Source organism: Amycolatopsis sp. NPDC114505 (genome assembly GCF_055633615.1).
In genome coordinates this window covers 1,452,675-1,468,792 of the sequence record NZ_JBVKDV010000003.1, presented here as the reverse complement: position 1 = coordinate 1,468,792, position 16,118 = coordinate 1,452,675, and the positions used below count along the sequence as shown (strand labels likewise).

The 16,118-nt window shown below is 71.1% G+C and carries 14 protein-coding genes; 6 read left to right on the top strand and 8 right to left on the bottom strand.

Translation table 11 applies throughout. The features are described 5' to 3' along the window. Positions 1–64 precede the first annotated feature (64 nt). Genes katG through ACZ7OU_RS36060 form a run of 3 tightly spaced genes read right to left on the bottom strand, consistent with a single transcriptional unit; the run spans position 65 to position 3,946 of the window. A complete protein-coding gene (katG, locus tag ACZ7OU_RS36070; protein ID WP_470258669.1) occupies positions 65–2,290 on the bottom strand; it encodes a catalase/peroxidase HPI in 2,226 nt (741 codons plus the stop codon). A 23-nt stretch (positions 2,291–2,313) separates the two neighbouring features. Further along, positions 2,314–2,739 carry a Fur family transcriptional regulator gene (locus tag ACZ7OU_RS36065; protein WP_470242807.1) on the bottom strand — a complete coding sequence of 142 codons (426 nt, stop codon included), beginning with the start codon at positions 2,737–2,739 and terminating at the stop codon, positions 2,314–2,316. 55 nt (positions 2,740–2,794) lie between these two features. Then, positions 2,795–3,946, bottom strand: a complete 1,152-nt coding sequence (locus ACZ7OU_RS36060) for an acyl-CoA dehydrogenase family protein (RefSeq protein ID WP_470258668.1) — start codon at positions 3,944–3,946, stop codon at positions 2,795–2,797. A gap of 198 nt (positions 3,947–4,144) precedes the next feature. Between ACZ7OU_RS36060 and ACZ7OU_RS36055 the strand changes: the two genes are divergently transcribed. From ACZ7OU_RS36055 to ACZ7OU_RS36045, 3 genes are all read left to right on the top strand, one after another. Then, the gene (locus ACZ7OU_RS36055; protein WP_470258667.1) at positions 4,145–4,615 is read left to right on the top strand and encodes a peptidase inhibitor family I36 protein; all 471 of its coding nucleotides are present in this window, start codon (positions 4,145–4,147) and stop codon (positions 4,613–4,615) included. Positions 4,616–4,632: 17 nt separating this feature from the next. Continuing rightward, a complete protein-coding gene (locus ACZ7OU_RS36050) occupies positions 4,633–5,250 on the top strand; it encodes a hypothetical protein (RefSeq protein ID WP_470258666.1) in 618 nt (205 codons plus the stop codon). Between the two features lie 85 nt (positions 5,251–5,335). Beyond that, positions 5,336–6,358, top strand: a complete 1,023-nt coding sequence (locus ACZ7OU_RS36045; protein WP_470258665.1) for an LLM class flavin-dependent oxidoreductase — start codon at positions 5,336–5,338, stop codon at positions 6,356–6,358. A 43-nt stretch (positions 6,359–6,401) separates the two neighbouring features. Here ACZ7OU_RS36045 and ACZ7OU_RS36040 read toward each other — a convergent pair whose 3' ends face one another. Next, entirely contained in the window at positions 6,402–7,166 is a 765-nt protein-coding gene (locus tag ACZ7OU_RS36040; protein ID WP_470242802.1) for a polysaccharide lyase family 7 protein, read from the bottom strand. 251 nt (positions 7,167–7,417) lie between these two features. Between ACZ7OU_RS36040 and ACZ7OU_RS36035 the strand changes: the two genes are divergently transcribed. Continuing rightward, positions 7,418–8,209: a S1 family peptidase gene (locus ACZ7OU_RS36035; RefSeq protein ID WP_470242801.1), complete on the top strand. Its 792-nt coding sequence runs from the start codon at positions 7,418–7,420 to the stop codon at positions 8,207–8,209. Between the two features lie 21 nt (positions 8,210–8,230). On the opposite strand, the gene ACZ7OU_RS36030 is transcribed toward ACZ7OU_RS36035, so the two are convergent. After that, positions 8,231–9,595, bottom strand: a complete 1,365-nt coding sequence (locus ACZ7OU_RS36030; protein WP_470258664.1) for an alpha/beta hydrolase — start codon at positions 9,593–9,595, stop codon at positions 8,231–8,233. Positions 9,596–9,798: 203 nt separating this feature from the next. Here ACZ7OU_RS36030 and bglX point away from each other — a divergent pair, with 203 nt between their 5' ends. Further along, positions 9,799–12,066, top strand: coding sequence for a beta-glucosidase BglX (gene bglX / locus ACZ7OU_RS36025; protein WP_470258663.1), 2,268 nt, complete (start codon positions 9,799–9,801; stop codon positions 12,064–12,066). Here bglX and ACZ7OU_RS36020 read toward each other — a convergent pair. Beyond that, entirely contained in the window at positions 12,053–12,670 is a 618-nt protein-coding gene (locus ACZ7OU_RS36020; protein WP_470258662.1) for a class I SAM-dependent methyltransferase, read from the bottom strand. The two genes, bglX and ACZ7OU_RS36020, sit on opposite strands and share 14 nt — an antisense overlap. A gap of 37 nt (positions 12,671–12,707) precedes the next feature. On the opposite strand from ACZ7OU_RS36020, the gene ACZ7OU_RS36015 reads away from it, so the two are divergent. After that, positions 12,708–13,136, top strand: coding sequence for a MerR family DNA-binding transcriptional regulator (locus ACZ7OU_RS36015; protein WP_470242797.1), 429 nt, complete (start codon positions 12,708–12,710; stop codon positions 13,134–13,136). A gap of 146 nt (positions 13,137–13,282) precedes the next feature. Here the strand turns inward: ACZ7OU_RS36015 and mftD are convergent, their stop codons facing one another. Then, positions 13,283–14,470 (bottom strand): pre-mycofactocin synthase MftD, encoded by a 1,188-nt coding sequence (mftD, locus tag ACZ7OU_RS36010; RefSeq protein ID WP_470258661.1) that lies wholly within the window; start codon positions 14,468–14,470, stop codon positions 13,283–13,285. Continuing rightward, complete coding sequence (mftF, locus tag ACZ7OU_RS36005) at positions 14,467–15,879, bottom strand: mycofactocin biosynthesis glycosyltransferase MftF (protein WP_470258660.1); 1,413 nt, start codon at positions 15,877–15,879, stop codon at positions 14,467–14,469. Before mftF ends, mftD begins: the two co-directional genes overlap by 4 nt. Positions 15,880–16,118 lie beyond the last annotated feature (239 nt).

Below are 16,118 nucleotides of genomic sequence, written 5' to 3'. Positions count from 1 at the left end.
CACACGAAGAACGGGCCCGGCCGATCCGAAGATCAGCCGGGCCCGTCACCGGATCAAAACCGAATCACACCAGGTCGAACCGGTCCAGTTCCATGACCTTCGTCCAAGCCGCCACGAAGTCCGCCACGAACTTCTCGCTCGCGTCGTCGCTCGCGTACACCTCGGACAGCGCGCGCAGCTGGGAGTTCGCTCCGAACACCAGGTCGACCGCCGTGGCGGTCCACTTCAGCTTGTCCGTGCTCGCGTCCAGGATCTCGTACACGTTCTCCTCGGACTCCGATGCCTTCCAGCGCGTTCCCGGGGACAGCAGGTTCGCGAAGAAGTCGTTCGTGAGCACGCCCGGCTTGTCCGTCAGGACGCCGTGCTGGGTGCCCGCCAGGGCGCGCAGGCCGCCGACCAGGACCGTCATCTCCGGGGCCGACAGCCCGAGCATGTACGCGCGGTCGACCAGGAGCTTCTCCGGCTGGCTCTTCTCGCCCGCCCGCAGGTAGTTGCGGAACCCGTCGGCGCGCGGCTCGAGCACCTTGAACGAGTCCGTGTCCGTCTGCTCCTGGGTCGCGTCCGTGCGGCCCGGGTGGAACGGCACGGTCGTCTCGACACCCGCGTCGCGCGCTGCCTTCTCGACCGCCGCCGAGCCCGCCAGCACGATCAGGTCGGCCAGCGAGATCTGCGCGCCGCCCGCCGCGTTGAACTCCTGCTGGATGCCCTCCAGGGCCGACAGGACCGTCGCGAGCTGCTCGGGCTTGTTGACCTCCCAGCTCCGCTGCGGCTCGAGGCGGATGCGGGCGCCGTTCGCGCCACCGCGCTTGTCGGTGGAACGGAAGCTCGACGCCGACGCCCACGCCGTGTCGACCAGCTGGGCGACCGTGAGGCCGGACTCGAGCACCTTCGCCTTGAGAGCGGCGATGTCGGCGTCGCCCACGAGGTCACCCTCGACGGCCGGCACCGGGTCCTGCCACAGCTGCGGCTCGGCCACCCACGGGCCCAGGAAACGGCTGACCGGGCCCATGTCGCGGTGCAGCAGCTTGTACCACGCCTTGGCGAACGCCAGCGCGAACTCGTCCGGGTGCTCCAGGAAACGGCGCGAGATCGGGCCGTACACCGGGTCGAAGCGCAGCGACAGGTCCGTCGTGAGCATGGTCGGCTTGTGCTTCTTGTTCGGGTCGTACGCGTCCGGGATGATCTCCGGCGCGTCCTTGGCGACGTACTGCTTGCCGCCGCCCGGGCTCGTGGTGAGCTCCCACTCGAAGCCGAACAGGATCTCGAAGAAGCGGTTGCTCCACTCGGTCGGCTTGTCCGTCCACGTCACCTCGAGGCCACTGGTGATCGCGTCCGCGCCCTTGCCGCTGCCGTGCGTGCTCAGCCAGCCGAGGCCCTGCGACTCCAGCCGCTCGCCCTCGGGCTCCGGGCCCACGTGGTCGTCGGCGACCGCGGCGCCGTGGGTCTTGCCGAAGGTGTGGCCACCGGCGATGAGGGCGACGGTCTCCTCGTCGTTCATCGCCATCCGGGCGAAGGTCTCCCGGATGAAGTGGGCCGCTGCCTCGAAGTCCGCGCTGCCGCGGGGACCCTCGGGGTTGACGTAGATGAGGCCCATCTCGGTCGCGCCGAGGTCGGGCACCATCTCGGAGTCGCTCGCGTAGCGGTCTTCGCCCAGCCAGTTCTCTTCGGGGCCCCAGAAGATCTCCTCGGGCTCCCAGGTGTCGACGCGGCCGAAGCCGAAGCCGAAGGTCTCGAAGCCCATCGACTCCAGTGCGACGTTGCCGGCCAGCACCAGCAGGTCGGCCCACGAGATCTTCTGGCCGTACTTCTGCTTGACCGGCCACAGCAGGCGGCGCGCCTTGTCGAGGTTGGCGTTGTCCGGCCAGCTGTTCAGCGGGGCGAAGCGCTGCCCGCCGTCACCGGCGCCGCCGCGGCCGTCGTGGATGCGGTAGGTGCCCGCGGCGTGCCAGCTCAGCCGGATCATCAGGCCGCCGTAGTGGCCGAAGTCCGCCGGCCACCAGTCCTGCGAGGTGGTGAGCACCTCGGTGATGTCCCGCTTGAGCGCCTCGACGTCGAGCTTCGCGAACTCCTTGGCGTAGGCGAACTTCTCGCCCAGCGGGTTGCTCTTCGACGAGTGGGCGTGCAGCACCGTCAGGTCGAGCTGGTTGGGCCACCAGTCCTGGTTCGTGCGCGGACGGCCGCCCGTCTTCGCGGACGGGGCGTCGATCGCCGGGTTCTCGCTCTCGCTGCCGTGCGCGGTCACGGAGTCGTGCGCGACCGGGCAGCCGGCGTTCTCCTGGGTGTTGCTCATCTACTTCCTTCCGGGCGGGCGGATCATTTCGGGATTCGGGTGGCCGCGCAGTCGGGGCAGGTGCCCCAGTAGACGACCTCCGCCTGGTCGATCACGAAGCCGTGGTCGTCCGAGGCGGTCAGGCACGGGGTGTGGCCGACGGCGCAGTCGACGTCCGCGATCGCACCGCAGGTGCGGCACACGACGTGGTGGTGGTTGTCCCCGACCCGGGACTCGTACCGGGCGGTCGCGCCCGCGGGCTGGATGCGCCGCACCAGGCCGGTGTCGGTGAGCGCCCGCAGGACGTCGTAGATCGTCTGGTGCGACACCGTCGGGTGCTCGGCCCGTACCAGTGCGATCACCGTCTCGGTGTCGACGTGCGGGTGGTCGCGCAGCGCGGTGAGCACGGCCAGCCTCGGCCGCGTCACCCGCAACGAGACCGCCCGCAGCTGCGCCTCGAAGTCGGTCATCACGACGGCCACCCTAGGGGCCTTCTCTGGAATGAGTCAAGTTATGATCGGCGTGTCACCCGATCTTGTCGCGGGCGATGAGCTGGGCGGCGATGACGGTGCGCTGGATCTCGTTGGTGCCCTCGCCGACGATCATCAGCGGCGCGTCGCGGAAGTAGCGTTCGACGTCGTACTCCCGGGAATAGCCGTAACCGCCGTGGACGCGGATCGCGTCCAGCGCCACCTGCATCGCGGCTTCGGAGGCGAACAGCTTCGCCATCCCGGCCTCCAGATCGGCGCGCACCCCGGCGTCGAGCTTCTCGGCGGCGTCCAAGGTGAGCAGGCGCGCCGCGCGCATCTTGGTGGCCATGTCGGCGAGCAGGTTGCCGACCGACTGGTGCTGCCAGATCGGCTTGCCGAACGACTCGCGCTCCTGGGCGTACCGGACGGCGTCGTTCAGCGCGGCCTGCCCGACGCCCACCGCGCGGGCGGCGACCTGGACCCGGCCGACCTCCAGGCCGCGCATCATCTGCGCCCAGCCCTCGTTCGGCGTCCCGCCCAGCACCGCGTCGGCGCCCACGCGCCGGCCGTCGAAGGCCAGTTCGCACGCTTCGACGCCCCGGTAACCCAGCTTGGGCAGCTTGGGGGAGACGGTCAGGCCGGCACCGGGCTCGACCAGCAGCACGCTCATGCCGCGGTGGGCCGGGGAGGCGGCCCGGTCGGTGACGCACAGCAGGCCGATCAGCCCGGAGTGGGCGGCGTTGGAGATCCAGGTCTTCGACCCGGTGATCGACCAGCCGTCGCCGTCGGGGACGGCGTGGGTGCGCATGGCCTGCAGGTCGCTGCCGCCGCCGGGCTCGGTCAGCGCCATCGTGGCGCGGACCGTGCCGCCGGCCATCGCGGGCAGGTACTTCTCGCGCTGCCCGGGCGTGCCGAACGTCTTGAGCAGGTAGGTGATCACCGAGTGCCCGCCGATGGCGCCGGCGAGGCTCATCCAGCCGCGCGCGAGCTCTTCGGTGACCCGGGCGAAGCACGCCGTGCTGACGTCGACGCCGCCGAATTCGGCCGGGACCAGCAGGCCGAAGAACCCGAGCGCTTTCATCTCGTCGATGAGCTCGCCCGGGTAGACGTCGTCGGCCTCGAATTCGCGGACGCGGGGGCGGACGCGTTCGTCGACGAACCGCGCGGTCAGGGCCACCATCTGCGTCTCGTCGTCGGTGAGCGTCATCGCCCGATTCTAGCGGCCCGATCCTGACGCGGACGGCGTACTGTACCCCGCCTCCCATTCGCGTGCAGTCCGGCGCCGGTGTCCTCAGAGGATTCAGGCAGACCCCGAAGTCCCGATGGGCACGAGCCGCCCCGATTCGTCCGTATCGACGTACTTTCGATGGCGAAGATCGTTTCGATTCCGGAGAAAGGAACCACAATGGCGAACAACTGGACCAGAACAGCCATCTCGGTCGCCGCCGCCGCTTCGGCCGTTTCGCTGCTCGGCGCCGTTCCCGCGGCCGCCGCGGACGTCACCCGCCACTGCGTGCTGAACGCGGAAACCGGTGTGCAGCACTGTTCCACGGGCACGCAGCGCTCGCTCGCCCTCGCGGAGGCGGACGGCGACGTCGTCCAGGGCACGTTCTTCGACGGTCCCGACTACACCGGGAACTCGCTGACGATCACCGGACCCGAACTGTGCAAGAAGGACGGTTGGGTCAACTGGCAGTTCGACCTCGGCGACGACTGGAAGAACAAGATCTCGTCCGTGCAGCCGTGGGGGAACTGCTGGGTCTGGCTCTACCCGGAGCCGAACCTCGGCGGCGACCGCGACGGCCCGTTCAAGGAGAACACCGGCAACGTCGGGTCGTTCATGAACGACCGCACCCAGTCCATCGGTTTCAGCTGAGCGAAGGAGCGACCACCATGACCAGCAAGCGGAACACCTGGACGGCGGCGGGCCTCGGCCTGCTGACCGCCGCCGGCCTCGTCCTCACCGCACCCGGGGCGTCGGCCGATGGCCAGCCCACCGCGCGGGAACTGCTCGACAAGTGCAACAACGGCACGGATTCGTGCGTGTTCCACCCGGCCGGGCCGCCGGAAGAGCACACCGGTGCCGGCCACCAGGTCGGCGAAGCGGCTTTCAACTGCACCGGCGATCTGCAGCGCAGCACGGTGAACTGGTCCGATACGACGGGCGAATCGAACAGTTTCGGCGTGTCGCTTTCGGCCGAATACGGTTTCTCGGAAGTGTTCAAGGTATCCATCGAGACGTCTTACCAGCACACGTGGGAGTCGTCGCACACCGAAGGACAGGCGACCAACGTCGACGTCCGGCCCGGCGAAAAGGGATGGGTGGAACGCGCGCCGAAGATGCAGAAGGTGCACGGCACGTACGAAATGCATTTCCCGGACAAGTTCTACGACCACTACATCTGGTACCAGGACTTCGACGCCGACGGCCCGGTGCCCGGCTCGACCGGGGACATCACGCAGCACACCGCGCCGATGACCGACCAGGAGAAGTCCGAGCACTGCGGCTGAGCCGCCGGCCGCCGCCGGGCGAGGGGTCCGGCGGCGGTCGGTCACACCCGGGAATCATTCCCGCCCGCCGGACGCTGGAAGGGGTGTGAAGAAGATTGGCTTCCTCTCGTTCGGCCACTGGTCGGCGAGCCCGCACTCCGAGACCCGCTCCGCCGCGGACTTCCTGCACCAGTCGATCGACCTCGCGGTCGCGGCCGAGGAGCTGGGCGTCGACGGCGCGTACTTCCGCGTGCACCACTTCGCGCGGCAGGCGGCGAGCCCGTTCCCGCTGCTCTCGGCGATCGGGGCGCGCACCTCGAAGATCGAGCTCGGCACCGGCGTGATCGACATGCGCTACGAGAACCCGCTGTACATGGTCGAGGACGCGGGGGCCGCGGACCTCATCTCGAACGGCCGGCTCCAGCTCGGCATCAGCCGGGGATCCCCCGAACAGGTGATCGAGGGCTGGCGCTACTTCGGGTACGGCCCGGCCGACGGCGAGACCGACGCGGACATGGCCCGGCAGCACACCGAGGTCTTCCTCAAGCTGCTCGACGGCGAGGGCTTCGCGCAGCCGAACCCGCGGCCGATGTTCTCGAACCCGCCGGGACTGCTGCGGCTCGAACCGCACTCCGAGGGTCTGCGGCACCGCATCTGGTGGGGCTCGGGCTCGAACGCGACGAGCGTCTGGGCCGCGAAGCTGGGGATGAACCTGCAGAGCTCCACGCTCAAGGACGACGAGACGGGCGAGCCGCTGCACGTCCAGCAGCGCAAGCAGATCGAGGCCTACCGGGAGGCGTGGACGGAGGCCGGCCACGAGCGCGAGCCGCGCGTGTCGGTCAGCCGCAGCATCTTCGCGCTGACCAACGACCAGGACCGCGCGTACTTCGGCGGCGACCGCAACTCGCGCGACCAGGTCGGCATGATCGACGAGAACACCCGCGCGATCTTCGGGCGCTCGTACGCCGCGGAGCCGGACGAGCTGGTGCGCGAGCTCAAGGAGGACGAGGCGGTCCAGGCCGCGGACACGCTGCTGCTGACGATCCCGAACCAGCTGGGCGTCGACTACAACGCGCACGTGCTGGAGAGCATCCTCACGCACGTGGCCCCGGAGCTCGGCTGGCGCTGACGCCCATCCGGCCTGGTGGTGGCGGCCACCGGGCCGGGAGCGGTCAGCCGTGCGAAACGGTCAGGCCGTAGAACGCGACCCGCGCGCCCTTCGTCGTGCTGTCCGACGACGACTGGTTGTACGAGCCCGCCTTGAAGTACTGCTTGTACGCCTTGAAGGACGACGGGATCGAGTAGTGGGTGACACTGCCGTTGACCGTCAGGTCGATGGTGGTGCCGCCCGAGATGCCGATCGTGTAGGTCCAGGTCTTGCCGACCGCCACGTGCCCGACGGTGTGCGACGTCTGGCCGCCGTCGGGGGAGTTCTCGGTGCCCAGGACGATGTCGCCGCTGGAGCGGTAGTACAGCTCCAGCAACGGCTTCGTCGACGAGCCGCCCGTGCCGAGGTGGACCTGGCCCACGCAGACGTTCGACGTCACCGAAACCACGCGCAAAGTCGCGTTCAGCTTGTGCGACCCGCTCAGCGACCAGTTCGCGGCCGAGCCGTCGCGGTTCATCTCGCGCAGCTCGGAGCGCGCGTAGTTCGAGTTCGGGGTGGTGACGCCCTTTTCCGGCGCCCAGAAGGTCATCGCGCCGTCGCGGGTGTCGGTGTAGAAGTAGCTGTCCTGGAAGCCGTTCGCGCCCTTGAGCCGGGACGACGAGATGGTGGTCGGCGACCCGGGGGAGCCGACCGGCTCCTGCAGCTGCCAGATCCCCAGGTCGAAGTTGCCGCCCGGGGCGACCGACGGGTCGGCCGCCAGCGCGGGGAGGGCGGTGGCGGCGGCCAGTGCCGGGACCGCCAGCAGGACGAGCAGGGAACGCACGCGCATCGAGGTGTCCTTTCACGATGTAAATGGTCTGGACAACCCGGCGGCGTGGGAGAACGGTAAGTCTCTGTTGGCGTCATGTCAAGGATTGACCCGGGAGCTACCGCGTCCCGTGATTCTCCGCCACTCAGGTCGGACAAAAACCAACCATCGTCGTCAATGTGTCAGGAAGCGACTTTCGTAGCTAACCGTGACCACGGCCGGTCTGGTCTGCTCCCGGGTACCACCTTCCAGGTCCCCGAAGGGAGATGTTCATGCAGGTAGACGGACGTTCCGTGGTCCGGCGAGCCGCACTGGTCCTCGCCACGGCAGCAGCCTTCGCCGTCGTCGCCGCACCCGGTGCGTCGGCCGGTGATCCGCGCATCGTGGGCGGCACGCCGACCACGATCGACGAGTTCCCGGCCACCGTGATCTTCAACGTCAACGGCGCGCAGCACTGCGCCGGCACCCTGGTCGCGAAGAACAAGGTGCTGACCGCCGCGCACTGCACCGACGGCGTCGAGGCGTCGCAGATGGAGATCATCGGCGGGCAGACGAAGTTCAGCGACACGTCCGGCACGAAGGCCGGCGTGAGCGACGTGTGGCAGAACCCGGACTTCGACATGAGCGGGATGCAGCACGACAACTCCGTGCTGACGCTCGACAAGGACCTGCCGTACGCGCCGGCCACGCTGGTGCAGTCGGCCGATGACGCCGCCTACCAGGCGGGCAAGGACGTCACGGTGGTCGGCTGGGGCACGACGTCGGAGGGCGGCGACGTCTCCGACACGCTGCTCAAGGTGTCGGTGCCGGTGGTCGACAACGCCACCTGCGCGGAGAAGTACAGCACCGGCGGGGCGAAGTACGACAAGGCGTCGATGTTCTGCGCGGGCGTGCCCGAAGGCGGCAAGGACTCCTGCCAGGGCGACTCCGGTGGCCCGGCCTACGTCGACGGCAAGCTCGCCGGCATCGTCTCGTGGGGCGAAGGCTGCGCCCGCAAGGACTTCCCGGGTGTGTACACCAACGTCGGCAACGACTACTCGGTGATCAGCTCGCACCTGGGCTGAGCCGGCCCGGGTGGCGGTGGATCAGGCGGGACAGCCGAAGTCGTGGTGGGGTGTCTTCAGCGTCAGCAGGTAGCCGTCCACCGCCGCCCGGGTGCACGGGGTGCGCCGGTAGGCCCCGTGGCCCGAACCTTCGTAGGTCAGCAGCGTGGTGTTCGCCGGCGCCTGGCGGTGGACGTCGGCTGCCCAGGCGTACGGCGTCGCCGGGTCGTAGCGGCTGCTGAGCAGCAGGATCCGCGGTGCTTTCGAGATGTTCAGCCGGTGCGGCGCGTTCGCGGGCGGGCCGGCGACGCCGAGGCACGCGGTCGCTTCGTCGTGGCCGATCGTGCTGCCGCGCATGATCGGCGACCGGCGCAGCTCCTCGGCGTGCAGCGCCGAATACCGCGCGAAGTCCGGCATGCGCAGGTCGAAGTCCTGGCAGACGACGGCCAGGCGGATCGACGGGTAGTTGGGCATGAACTCGGCCCGTACCGGCGGAGTGCCCGCCGCGGTCTCGGCGATCACCCGGGCCACGTCGTCCCAGTCCGGGACGCGCATGTCGTCGTACACCCGGTCGCGCAACCAGTTGTGCGGCAACGGCATCCCGTCGGCCGCGACCTGGGCCCGACGCCAGGTCGCGAGGACGTCCCGGCCGTGCAGCGCGCACGTCGTGGTGGCGGCGCACCACGCGGTGAACTGCCCGAACAGCTCGTCCTCGGCAGCGGCCCGGTCACCGACGAAGTGCGCGAGATCGACGCTGTGGTCGATGACGCCGTCCAGCACCATCGCGCGGACGTGGTCGCCGTACCGCTCGGCGTACTGCTGGCCGAGCAGCGTGCCGTAGGAGGCGCCGTGGAAGCTGATCCGGTCCTCGCCCAGCGCGCGGCGGACCGCGTCCAGGTCGCGGGCGTTGGTGGCGGTGTCGGCGTGGTCGAAGACGGGCAGGTTCCGGGCTCGGCAGTCCGCGACCACCTGCCGGTCGAACGCGCGCAGCGCCTCGAACCGCGTCCGGTCGGCGGGCTCGTTGTCGGGCGCGCCGTCCGGGATGTCGCAGTCGATGTACCCGCTGTGGCCGGTCCCGCGCAGGTCGAAGCCCACGACGTCGAACCGGGCCTCGACCTCCGCGCCGAAGTAGCCGGGGGACAGTGCGATCTCCGCGCCGGACGAGCCGGGACCGCCGGCGTCGGCCAGCAGGACACCGAGGCGGTGGGCGGAGTCGGTGGCGCGGTGCCGGGCCACCGCGAGGCCGATCGACGGCCCGTGCGGCCGGTCCCAGTCGAGCGGTACCCGGAGCGTGCCGCACTCGCCGTCGGGAACGCCGGGGTTGTCCGGGTCGTCAGGGCAGGTCGTCCAGGCGATCGGGGACGGCGACCACGTCGCGTCCGCGAGGGCGGGGGTCGCGCCGATCAATAGGACGGTGCTTGCTAGAAGAGTGCTTGCCAGGACAGCTCCGAACGCCCGCACGGTGCCCCCTCCACGTGTCGGTCCGCATCCGACCGTAGGACTCCCGTGGCCGGACCACAAGCGTTCACGGGAAGGAAAAACCAACCGTTCGGCGGGCGTCGATCGTGCTTATGCTGACGGCCCTCGTTCTCTCGCGAAAGGTCCCCGCCATGGAACAGCCCGAGAGTCAAGCAGGTGTTTCGCCGTCCGCCGACGGCGTCAACCGGCGCAGCCTGCTCGCCGGAGTCGGCGGTCTCCTCGCCGCCGGGGGAGTCGCCACGGCGCTCGCCCCGGCCGCCGCCGCGGACCCCGCCGCCCGGCCCGAACGGAACCCGCGGGTCGAGGACCTGCTCGGGAAGATGACCCTCGCCGAGAAGCTCGGGCAGCTCCAGCTGGTCGGCACCGAAGACCTCGCGCGGACGTCGCTGGCGACCGGACAGCTCGGTGGCGTGTTCTCCGTGGTGGGTGCCGCGAAGCTGAACGCGCTGCAGAAGATCGCCGTCGAGCAGACGCGGCTGCGCATCCCGCTGATCTTCGGTCTCGACGTCATCCACGGCTACACCACGAACTTCCCGATCCCGCTGGCCCAGGGGGCGAGCTTCGACCCCGGCGTGCCGTCCGCCGACGCGACGGTCTCGGCGAAGGAAGCCCGGCGCAGCGGCATCCACTGGACCTACGCGCCGATGATGGACGTCACGCACGAGCCGCGCTGGGGGCGCATCGCCGAAGGATCGGGCGAAGACCCTTACCTGGCTTCGCAAATGGCCGTGGCGAAGGTCCGCGGCTACCAGGGCGGCGACTACTCGTCCCCGGACCGCCTCGCCGCCTGCGCCAAGCACTTCGTCGCCTACGGCGGCGCGGAAGGCGGCCGCGACTACAACACCGTCGACGTTTCGCTGCAGCGCCTGCACAACCTCTACCTGCCGCCGTTCAAGGCCGCCGTCGAGGCGGGCGTGGCGACCGTGATGGCCAGCTTCAACACCATCAGCGGCGTCCCCGCGCACGGCAACGGCTACGTCCTGCACGACGTCCTCAAGGGCGCGTACGGCTTCCGCGGGTTCGTCGTCAGCGACTACACCGGCGTCGAGGAGCTGATCCTGCACGGGCTGGCCGGCGACGGCGCGGACGCGGCGGCCGCCGCGCTGCCGGCCGGCGTCGACATGGAGATGGTCAGCACCAACTACGTGAAGTTCGGCCAGCAGCTGCTGGCCCAGCGGCGGATCACCCGTGACCAGATCGACGACGCCGTCCGCCGGATCCTGCTGGTCAAGGTCAAGCTGGGCCTGTTCGAACGCCCGTACGTCGACGAGGCCGGCGAGACGAAGGCGCCGTCCCCGGCCGCGCTCGCCGCGTCCCGGCAGGCCGCCGGCCGGTGCATGGTGCTGCTCAAGAACGACGGGCCGGTGCTGCCGCTGGCCAAGTCGGTCGGCTCGGTGGCCGTGGTCGGCCCGCTGGGCACCGCGACCTACGACCTCAACGGCACCTGGTCGGGCCTGGGCACCGGCGCGGGCACGACCCCGCCGGTGACGGTGGTCGACGGGATCAAGGCCGCGGCGCCCGGGGCCGCGGTCACCTACACCGCGGGCTGCACTGTCGACGGGACGGACACGAGCGGGTTCGCCGCCGCGCAGCAGGCCGCCCGCGCGGCCGACGTCACCGTCGTCGTGGTCGGCGAGACGGCCGCGATGAGCGGCGAGGCGGCGGCGCGCAGCGACATCGACCTCCCCGGTGTGCAACAGCAGCTCGTCGCGGCGATCAAGGAGACCGGGAAGCCGTTCGTGGTGGTGCTGGTCAACGGCCGGCCGCTGACCATCCCGTACCTGCACGACAACGCGCCCGCGATCCTCGAGGCGTGGGCGCCGGGCGTGCAGGGCGGGCACGCGGTCGCGGACGTCCTGTTCGGCACGGTCAACCCGGGCGGCAAGCTGCCGGTGAGCTTCCCGCGCGCGGTCGGCCAGGTCCCGATCTACTACAACCACGAGAACACCGGGCGCCCGGCGGACCCGAACAACAAGTACACGTCGAAGTACCTCGACCTCGAGTCCGGCCCGCTCTACGAGTTCGGCTTCGGCCTTTCGTACACGACGTTCCAGGTCGACGGCCTGCGGCTTTCGGACACCCGGATGTCCACCCGCGGCGGCCGGATCCAGGTGAGCGCCAAGGTGACGAACACGGGCGGCCGCGCGGGCGACGAGGTCGTCCAGCTGTACCTGCGGGATCCGGTCGCCACCATCGTGCAGCCCGTCCGGCGGCTGCGCGGCTTCCAGCGGGTCACCTTGGACGCGGGTGCGTCGAAGACGGTCTCGTTCACCCTGACCCCGGAGGACGTCGGCTTCTACGACAACGGCGCGAAGTTCCGCGTCGAGCCGGGAAAGATCGAGGTCTACGTCGGCACCAGCTCGGCGGCGACGCTCACCGCGAGCTTCACCGTGGGGTGACGCCGAGGACGCACGCGACCGGCGGGTCGAGGTCGAGGGTCTCGGTCCGGAGGTCGGTGAACCCCGCCTCGGTCAGCAGGTCACGGAGTTCGCCCGCGGCCCTGATCGTGGTGTCCCGGTTCGCGCCGGGGCACCGCGGCTGGGACGCGAGCGCGATGCGGCCGCCGGGCTTGAGCAGACCCCGCAGCTCGCGCAGCCGTTGCGGGGGATCGGGCCAGAAGCCCGACGAGTTCACGGCGAGGACGGCGTCGAGCGGCTCGCCGAACGACGGCAGCCGGTCCACCGAAGCCTGGATCAGCTCGATCCGGTCCGCCGCGGCCCGGGTGCGCCGGCCCGCCCGCTCGACCATGACCGCGGAGTGGTCGACGCCGTAGACCCGGCCCCGGGTGGCGCGGGCGGCCAGCGCGCCGAGGGCGATCCCGGGACCGAAGCCGACTTCGAGCACCCGATCCGTCGGCTGGACGTCCAGCAGCTCGACGACCCAGATGTTGCGCTGCCGGTTGGAGCCGCGGTGGGCCATCACCCACCCGGCCACCCGCCCGCCGATACCGCGCGGGTGGTGGAACTGCTCGATCATGCGCTGCCGGACACCTGTCTTCGTCATGCCGCGAGTCAACGGCTTCAAGTACGCTCGAAGTCAAATGTCCGAGGAGCTGCTGACGATCGGCGAGCTGGCCCACCGCACCGGCGTGGCCACCTCCGCCCTGCGGTACTGGGAAGAGCTGGGCCTCCTGCCGGCGCCCGGACGCGTCGCGGGCCAGCGGCGATACGCGCCGTCGGTCGTCGAGCTGGTCGGCGAGATCCTGATCTTCCGCGACGTCGGGTTCACCCTGCGCGAACTGAAGACGCTCATCGACCTGCGCACGTCGGCCGCGGACGGCTGGCGCGAGCTGCACGAACGCAAGCTCGCCGAGCTCGACCGCCGCATCGCCCAGGCCCAGGCCGCCCGCACGGCGATCGCCCACGGCCTGGCCTGCCCGCGCGAGGACGTCCACGACTGCCCCACCTTCCGCCGGGGCGTCGCGGCCCGCCTGGCCGGAGCCTCCCTGGAAGAGGCCCACTCACACTGACGAACCGGACGACACGCGTACTCAACCGGACGACACGCGTACCTGGCCGGACGACACGACACGCGGGCGCCCGCGTGTCGTGTCGTCCATCCAGGTACGCGAGTTCGCCGTCCAGGTACGCGTGTCGTCCGTTCCGGGTGCGGCGGTCAGCGGAGGGTGGCCGGGGCGTCGGCGCCCAGGGCGCGGGTGAACGTCTCCGGGATCCGGACGTCGTCGCGGGTCAGGTCGTGGACGCTCCGGTGGCCTAGCGCCAGCAGCGTCGAGTCGATGCCGTTGCGCAGCACGTCGAGGACGTTCTCCACGCCGGCCTGGCCGTTCGCCGCCAGGCCCCACAGGTACGCGCGTCCGATGAGGACCGCCGTGGCACCGAGGGCAAGCGCCTTGACGACGTCGCTGCCGCGCCGGATACCGCCGTCGAGCAGGACTTCCACCTGGCCGCCGACGGCGTCGGCGATCGCGGGGAGCGCCCGGATCGTGGCCGGCGTGCCGTCGAGGTTGTTGCCGCCGTGGTTCGACACGGAGATCGCGCTGACCCCCGCGTCGACCGCGCGCCGGGCCTCGTCGACGCGGATGACGCCCTTGAGCAGGAACGGCCCGTCCCACTGCGAGCGCAACCAGGCCACGTCCTCCCACGACGGCGGCGCGGTCTGCATCCACTGGCCGTACGCGCCGAAGAACGTCGGGACCGGCGTGCCGGGTTCGGCCATGTTGGGCACGCTGAGGTCGGGCAGGCGGCCGGTGCGCGCGTAGTCCAGCAGCCAGCGCGGGCGGGAGAGGCCTTCGGGCGCGAAGCGCAGCAGCTCGCGGAAGGTGAGCTTCTCGGGGATGTGCGGGCTGCCCCAGTCGCGGCTGTGGGAGAACGACCAGTCGAGCGTGAGGATGAGCCCGGCGGCCCCGGCGCGGCGGGCGCGATCGAGCCGGGCGAGGATGTCGTCGCGGCTGCCGGTCCAGTAGATCTGGAAGAACGTGTCCGGGTTGGCGGCGACGACGTCCTCGATCGGCTTGCTGGCGAAGGAACTCAGGCCCAGCGCCGTGCCGCGCGCGGCGGCGGCCCGGGCGACGGCGACCTCGCCGTCCGGGTGCACCGCTTGGACGCCGGTGGGGGAGATCAGCACCGGCAGCGCGATCTCGCGGCCGAGCACGGTGGTGGCGAGCGCGCGGTGGCCGGACTGCCCGGCGGTGCGCGGCGCGAACGTCAGCTCGTCGAACGCGTCGAGGTTGTCCTTGAGCGTCAAGCCCTTCTCGGAGCCGGCGATCAGGGCCGAGTAGACGGACGGGGGCAGGCGCTTCTTCGCGCGCCGCTGGGCTTCGGCGATGGATTCGAACCAGGTCATCGGTTGTCCTTACGGTCGACGCGCAGGGGGCGCCAGGCGATCTCGGGCAGCACCGGCGCGGGGGTCCGGTGGGTCAGGCAGCCGGCCCAGACGCCGGCGCCGTAGGCGATGTCGTCGGCGAGGGCACCGGCGGTGTAGCGGACGGGGTCGAGGCCGGGCCGGTCGGCGAGCCACCGGGTCAGCGGCGGGCCGAGCAGCAGCGAGGCGACGGCGGCGCGCCGTCCCCACCCACGCCGGACGAGGAGCGCGACGAGGGCCGGGGCGGCGAACTGCGTCCCGTAGCGGCCGGCGCCGAGCCAGGTCTGGTGGACGGCGGTGCCCATGGCGCGGACGACGCCGTCGGTGGGGATGTCGTTGGATCGCAACGTTTTGAGCATGCTGAGGACGGCACCCCCGAAGCCGGCCGACGCGAGCAGCGGCCGTCGGGAGAGCAGTGCGGCGACGGTCAGGGCGGGCCACGGGTGCAGTACGAGCGGTGCGAGGTTCCCGGGGTGGCGCTTCGCGAGCGGAGCGGCGGAGGTCCCGTACCGCGCGCGGCGGCCGAGCAGTTCGCGCCAGGTCGCGGGTTCCTGGTGGTCGACGTGGACGTCCGGGTCGTACCGGACCCGCTGGCCGGCGGCGTGCAGCCGCCAGCCGAGATCGACGTCCTCGCCGACTCGTAGGTCCGGATCGAACCCACCGACTTGTGCCAGGGCGGTTCGGCGGACGACCAGCGCGGCGGTCGGGACGTAGGACATCCGGGTGCGCGGTGTGACCCGTGCGGGCCGGTCTCCGAGGTCGAGGCTGCCTGCTGCTTTTGTGTACCGGCCGGCTGTTGTGTCTTTTGTCTGTGCGCGGACCCGCGGTGCGACTGCGGCGAGCAGGGGGTCGGCGAAGTGGGCGGCTAGGCGGTCGGCCCAATCGCCGGGGGCGACGCAGTCACTGTCCACAAAGGCCACCAGCTCGGTGGAGACGTGGCTGAGCGCGGTGTTGCGGGCGGCCGCGGGCCCGAGGTTGACGTCGTGGCGGACGAGTTTCGCGCCGTGCGCGGCGGCGATGGCGGCGATCCCGGCGGCGTCTTCGGACCCGTCGTCGACGACGAGTACGGCGTGCGTGCCCGCGAGTGACGCCAGGCAGCGGGCCAGCGGGCCGGGCCGGTCGAGGACCGGGACGACGATGGTGAGGTCGGGAGGTGTGGCCGGGGTGGGCGGGACGGGGTGGGCGAAGCCGGCGTCGGTGAGCCGGCGGGCGAGCTTGCCGGCGGCTTCGGAGGCGATCGGACCGTCGGCGAGTTCCTGCCAGGCCCGCCGGCCGGCCTGGGTGAGGCGGAGTACGCGGGCGGGTGAGCCGCCGAACCAGAGGTCGTCGCGGAGGTGCTTGGTATCCGGGTCGAGAGTGATCCGGAACCCGGCGGGGAGGGGAGTGGTCATGGGGTCGGCCCTCCATCGAGATGCGCGGCGGCTCGCGGGGGCCGGGCGGCCGGTTCGGGTTCGGCCCGGGATTCGGCGGGGCCGGTAGCGTCGTGCGGGCGCTGGATGCCCGGTTCGGTTCGGAACCCAGCACGGTCGGCCGCGCCATGCGGGAGCGGGTTGCCTGGTTCGGCCCGGAATCCGGCGGGGCGGGCAGCGCCGACCGCGAGCCGGATGTCCGGTTCAACCCGGAAGCCGAG

What these genes read in the sequence shown, in the direction of transcription:
- katG (WP_470258669.1), bottom strand. Translation starts at nt 2,290, where the DNA reads ATGAGCAACACCCAGGAGAACGCCGGCTGCCCGGTCGCGCACGACTCC.
- ACZ7OU_RS36065 (WP_470242807.1), bottom strand. Translation starts at nt 2,739, where the DNA reads ATGACCGACTTCGAGGCGCAGCTGCGGGCGGTCTCGTTGCGGGTGACG.
- ACZ7OU_RS36060 (WP_470258668.1), bottom strand. Translation starts at nt 3,946, where the DNA reads ATGACGCTCACCGACGACGAGACGCAGATGGTGGCCCTGACCGCGCGG.
- ACZ7OU_RS36055 (WP_470258667.1), top strand. Translation starts at nt 4,145, where the DNA reads ATGGCGAACAACTGGACCAGAACAGCCATCTCGGTCGCCGCCGCCGCT.
- ACZ7OU_RS36050 (WP_470258666.1), top strand. Translation starts at nt 4,633, where the DNA reads ATGACCAGCAAGCGGAACACCTGGACGGCGGCGGGCCTCGGCCTGCTG.
- ACZ7OU_RS36040 (WP_470242802.1), bottom strand. Translation starts at nt 7,166, where the DNA reads ATGCGCGTGCGTTCCCTGCTCGTCCTGCTGGCGGTCCCGGCACTGGCC.
- ACZ7OU_RS36035 (WP_470242801.1), top strand. Translation starts at nt 7,418, where the DNA reads ATGCAGGTAGACGGACGTTCCGTGGTCCGGCGAGCCGCACTGGTCCTC.
- bglX (WP_470258663.1), top strand. Translation starts at nt 9,799, where the DNA reads ATGGAACAGCCCGAGAGTCAAGCAGGTGTTTCGCCGTCCGCCGACGGC.
- ACZ7OU_RS36020 (WP_470258662.1), bottom strand. Translation starts at nt 12,670, where the DNA reads ATGACGAAGACAGGTGTCCGGCAGCGCATGATCGAGCAGTTCCACCAC.
- ACZ7OU_RS36015 (WP_470242797.1), top strand. Translation starts at nt 12,708, where the DNA reads ATGTCCGAGGAGCTGCTGACGATCGGCGAGCTGGCCCACCGCACCGGC.
- mftD (WP_470258661.1), bottom strand. Translation starts at nt 14,470, where the DNA reads ATGACCTGGTTCGAATCCATCGCCGAAGCCCAGCGGCGCGCGAAGAAG.
- mftF (WP_470258660.1), bottom strand. Translation starts at nt 15,879, where the DNA reads ATGACCACTCCCCTCCCCGCCGGGTTCCGGATCACTCTCGACCCGGAT.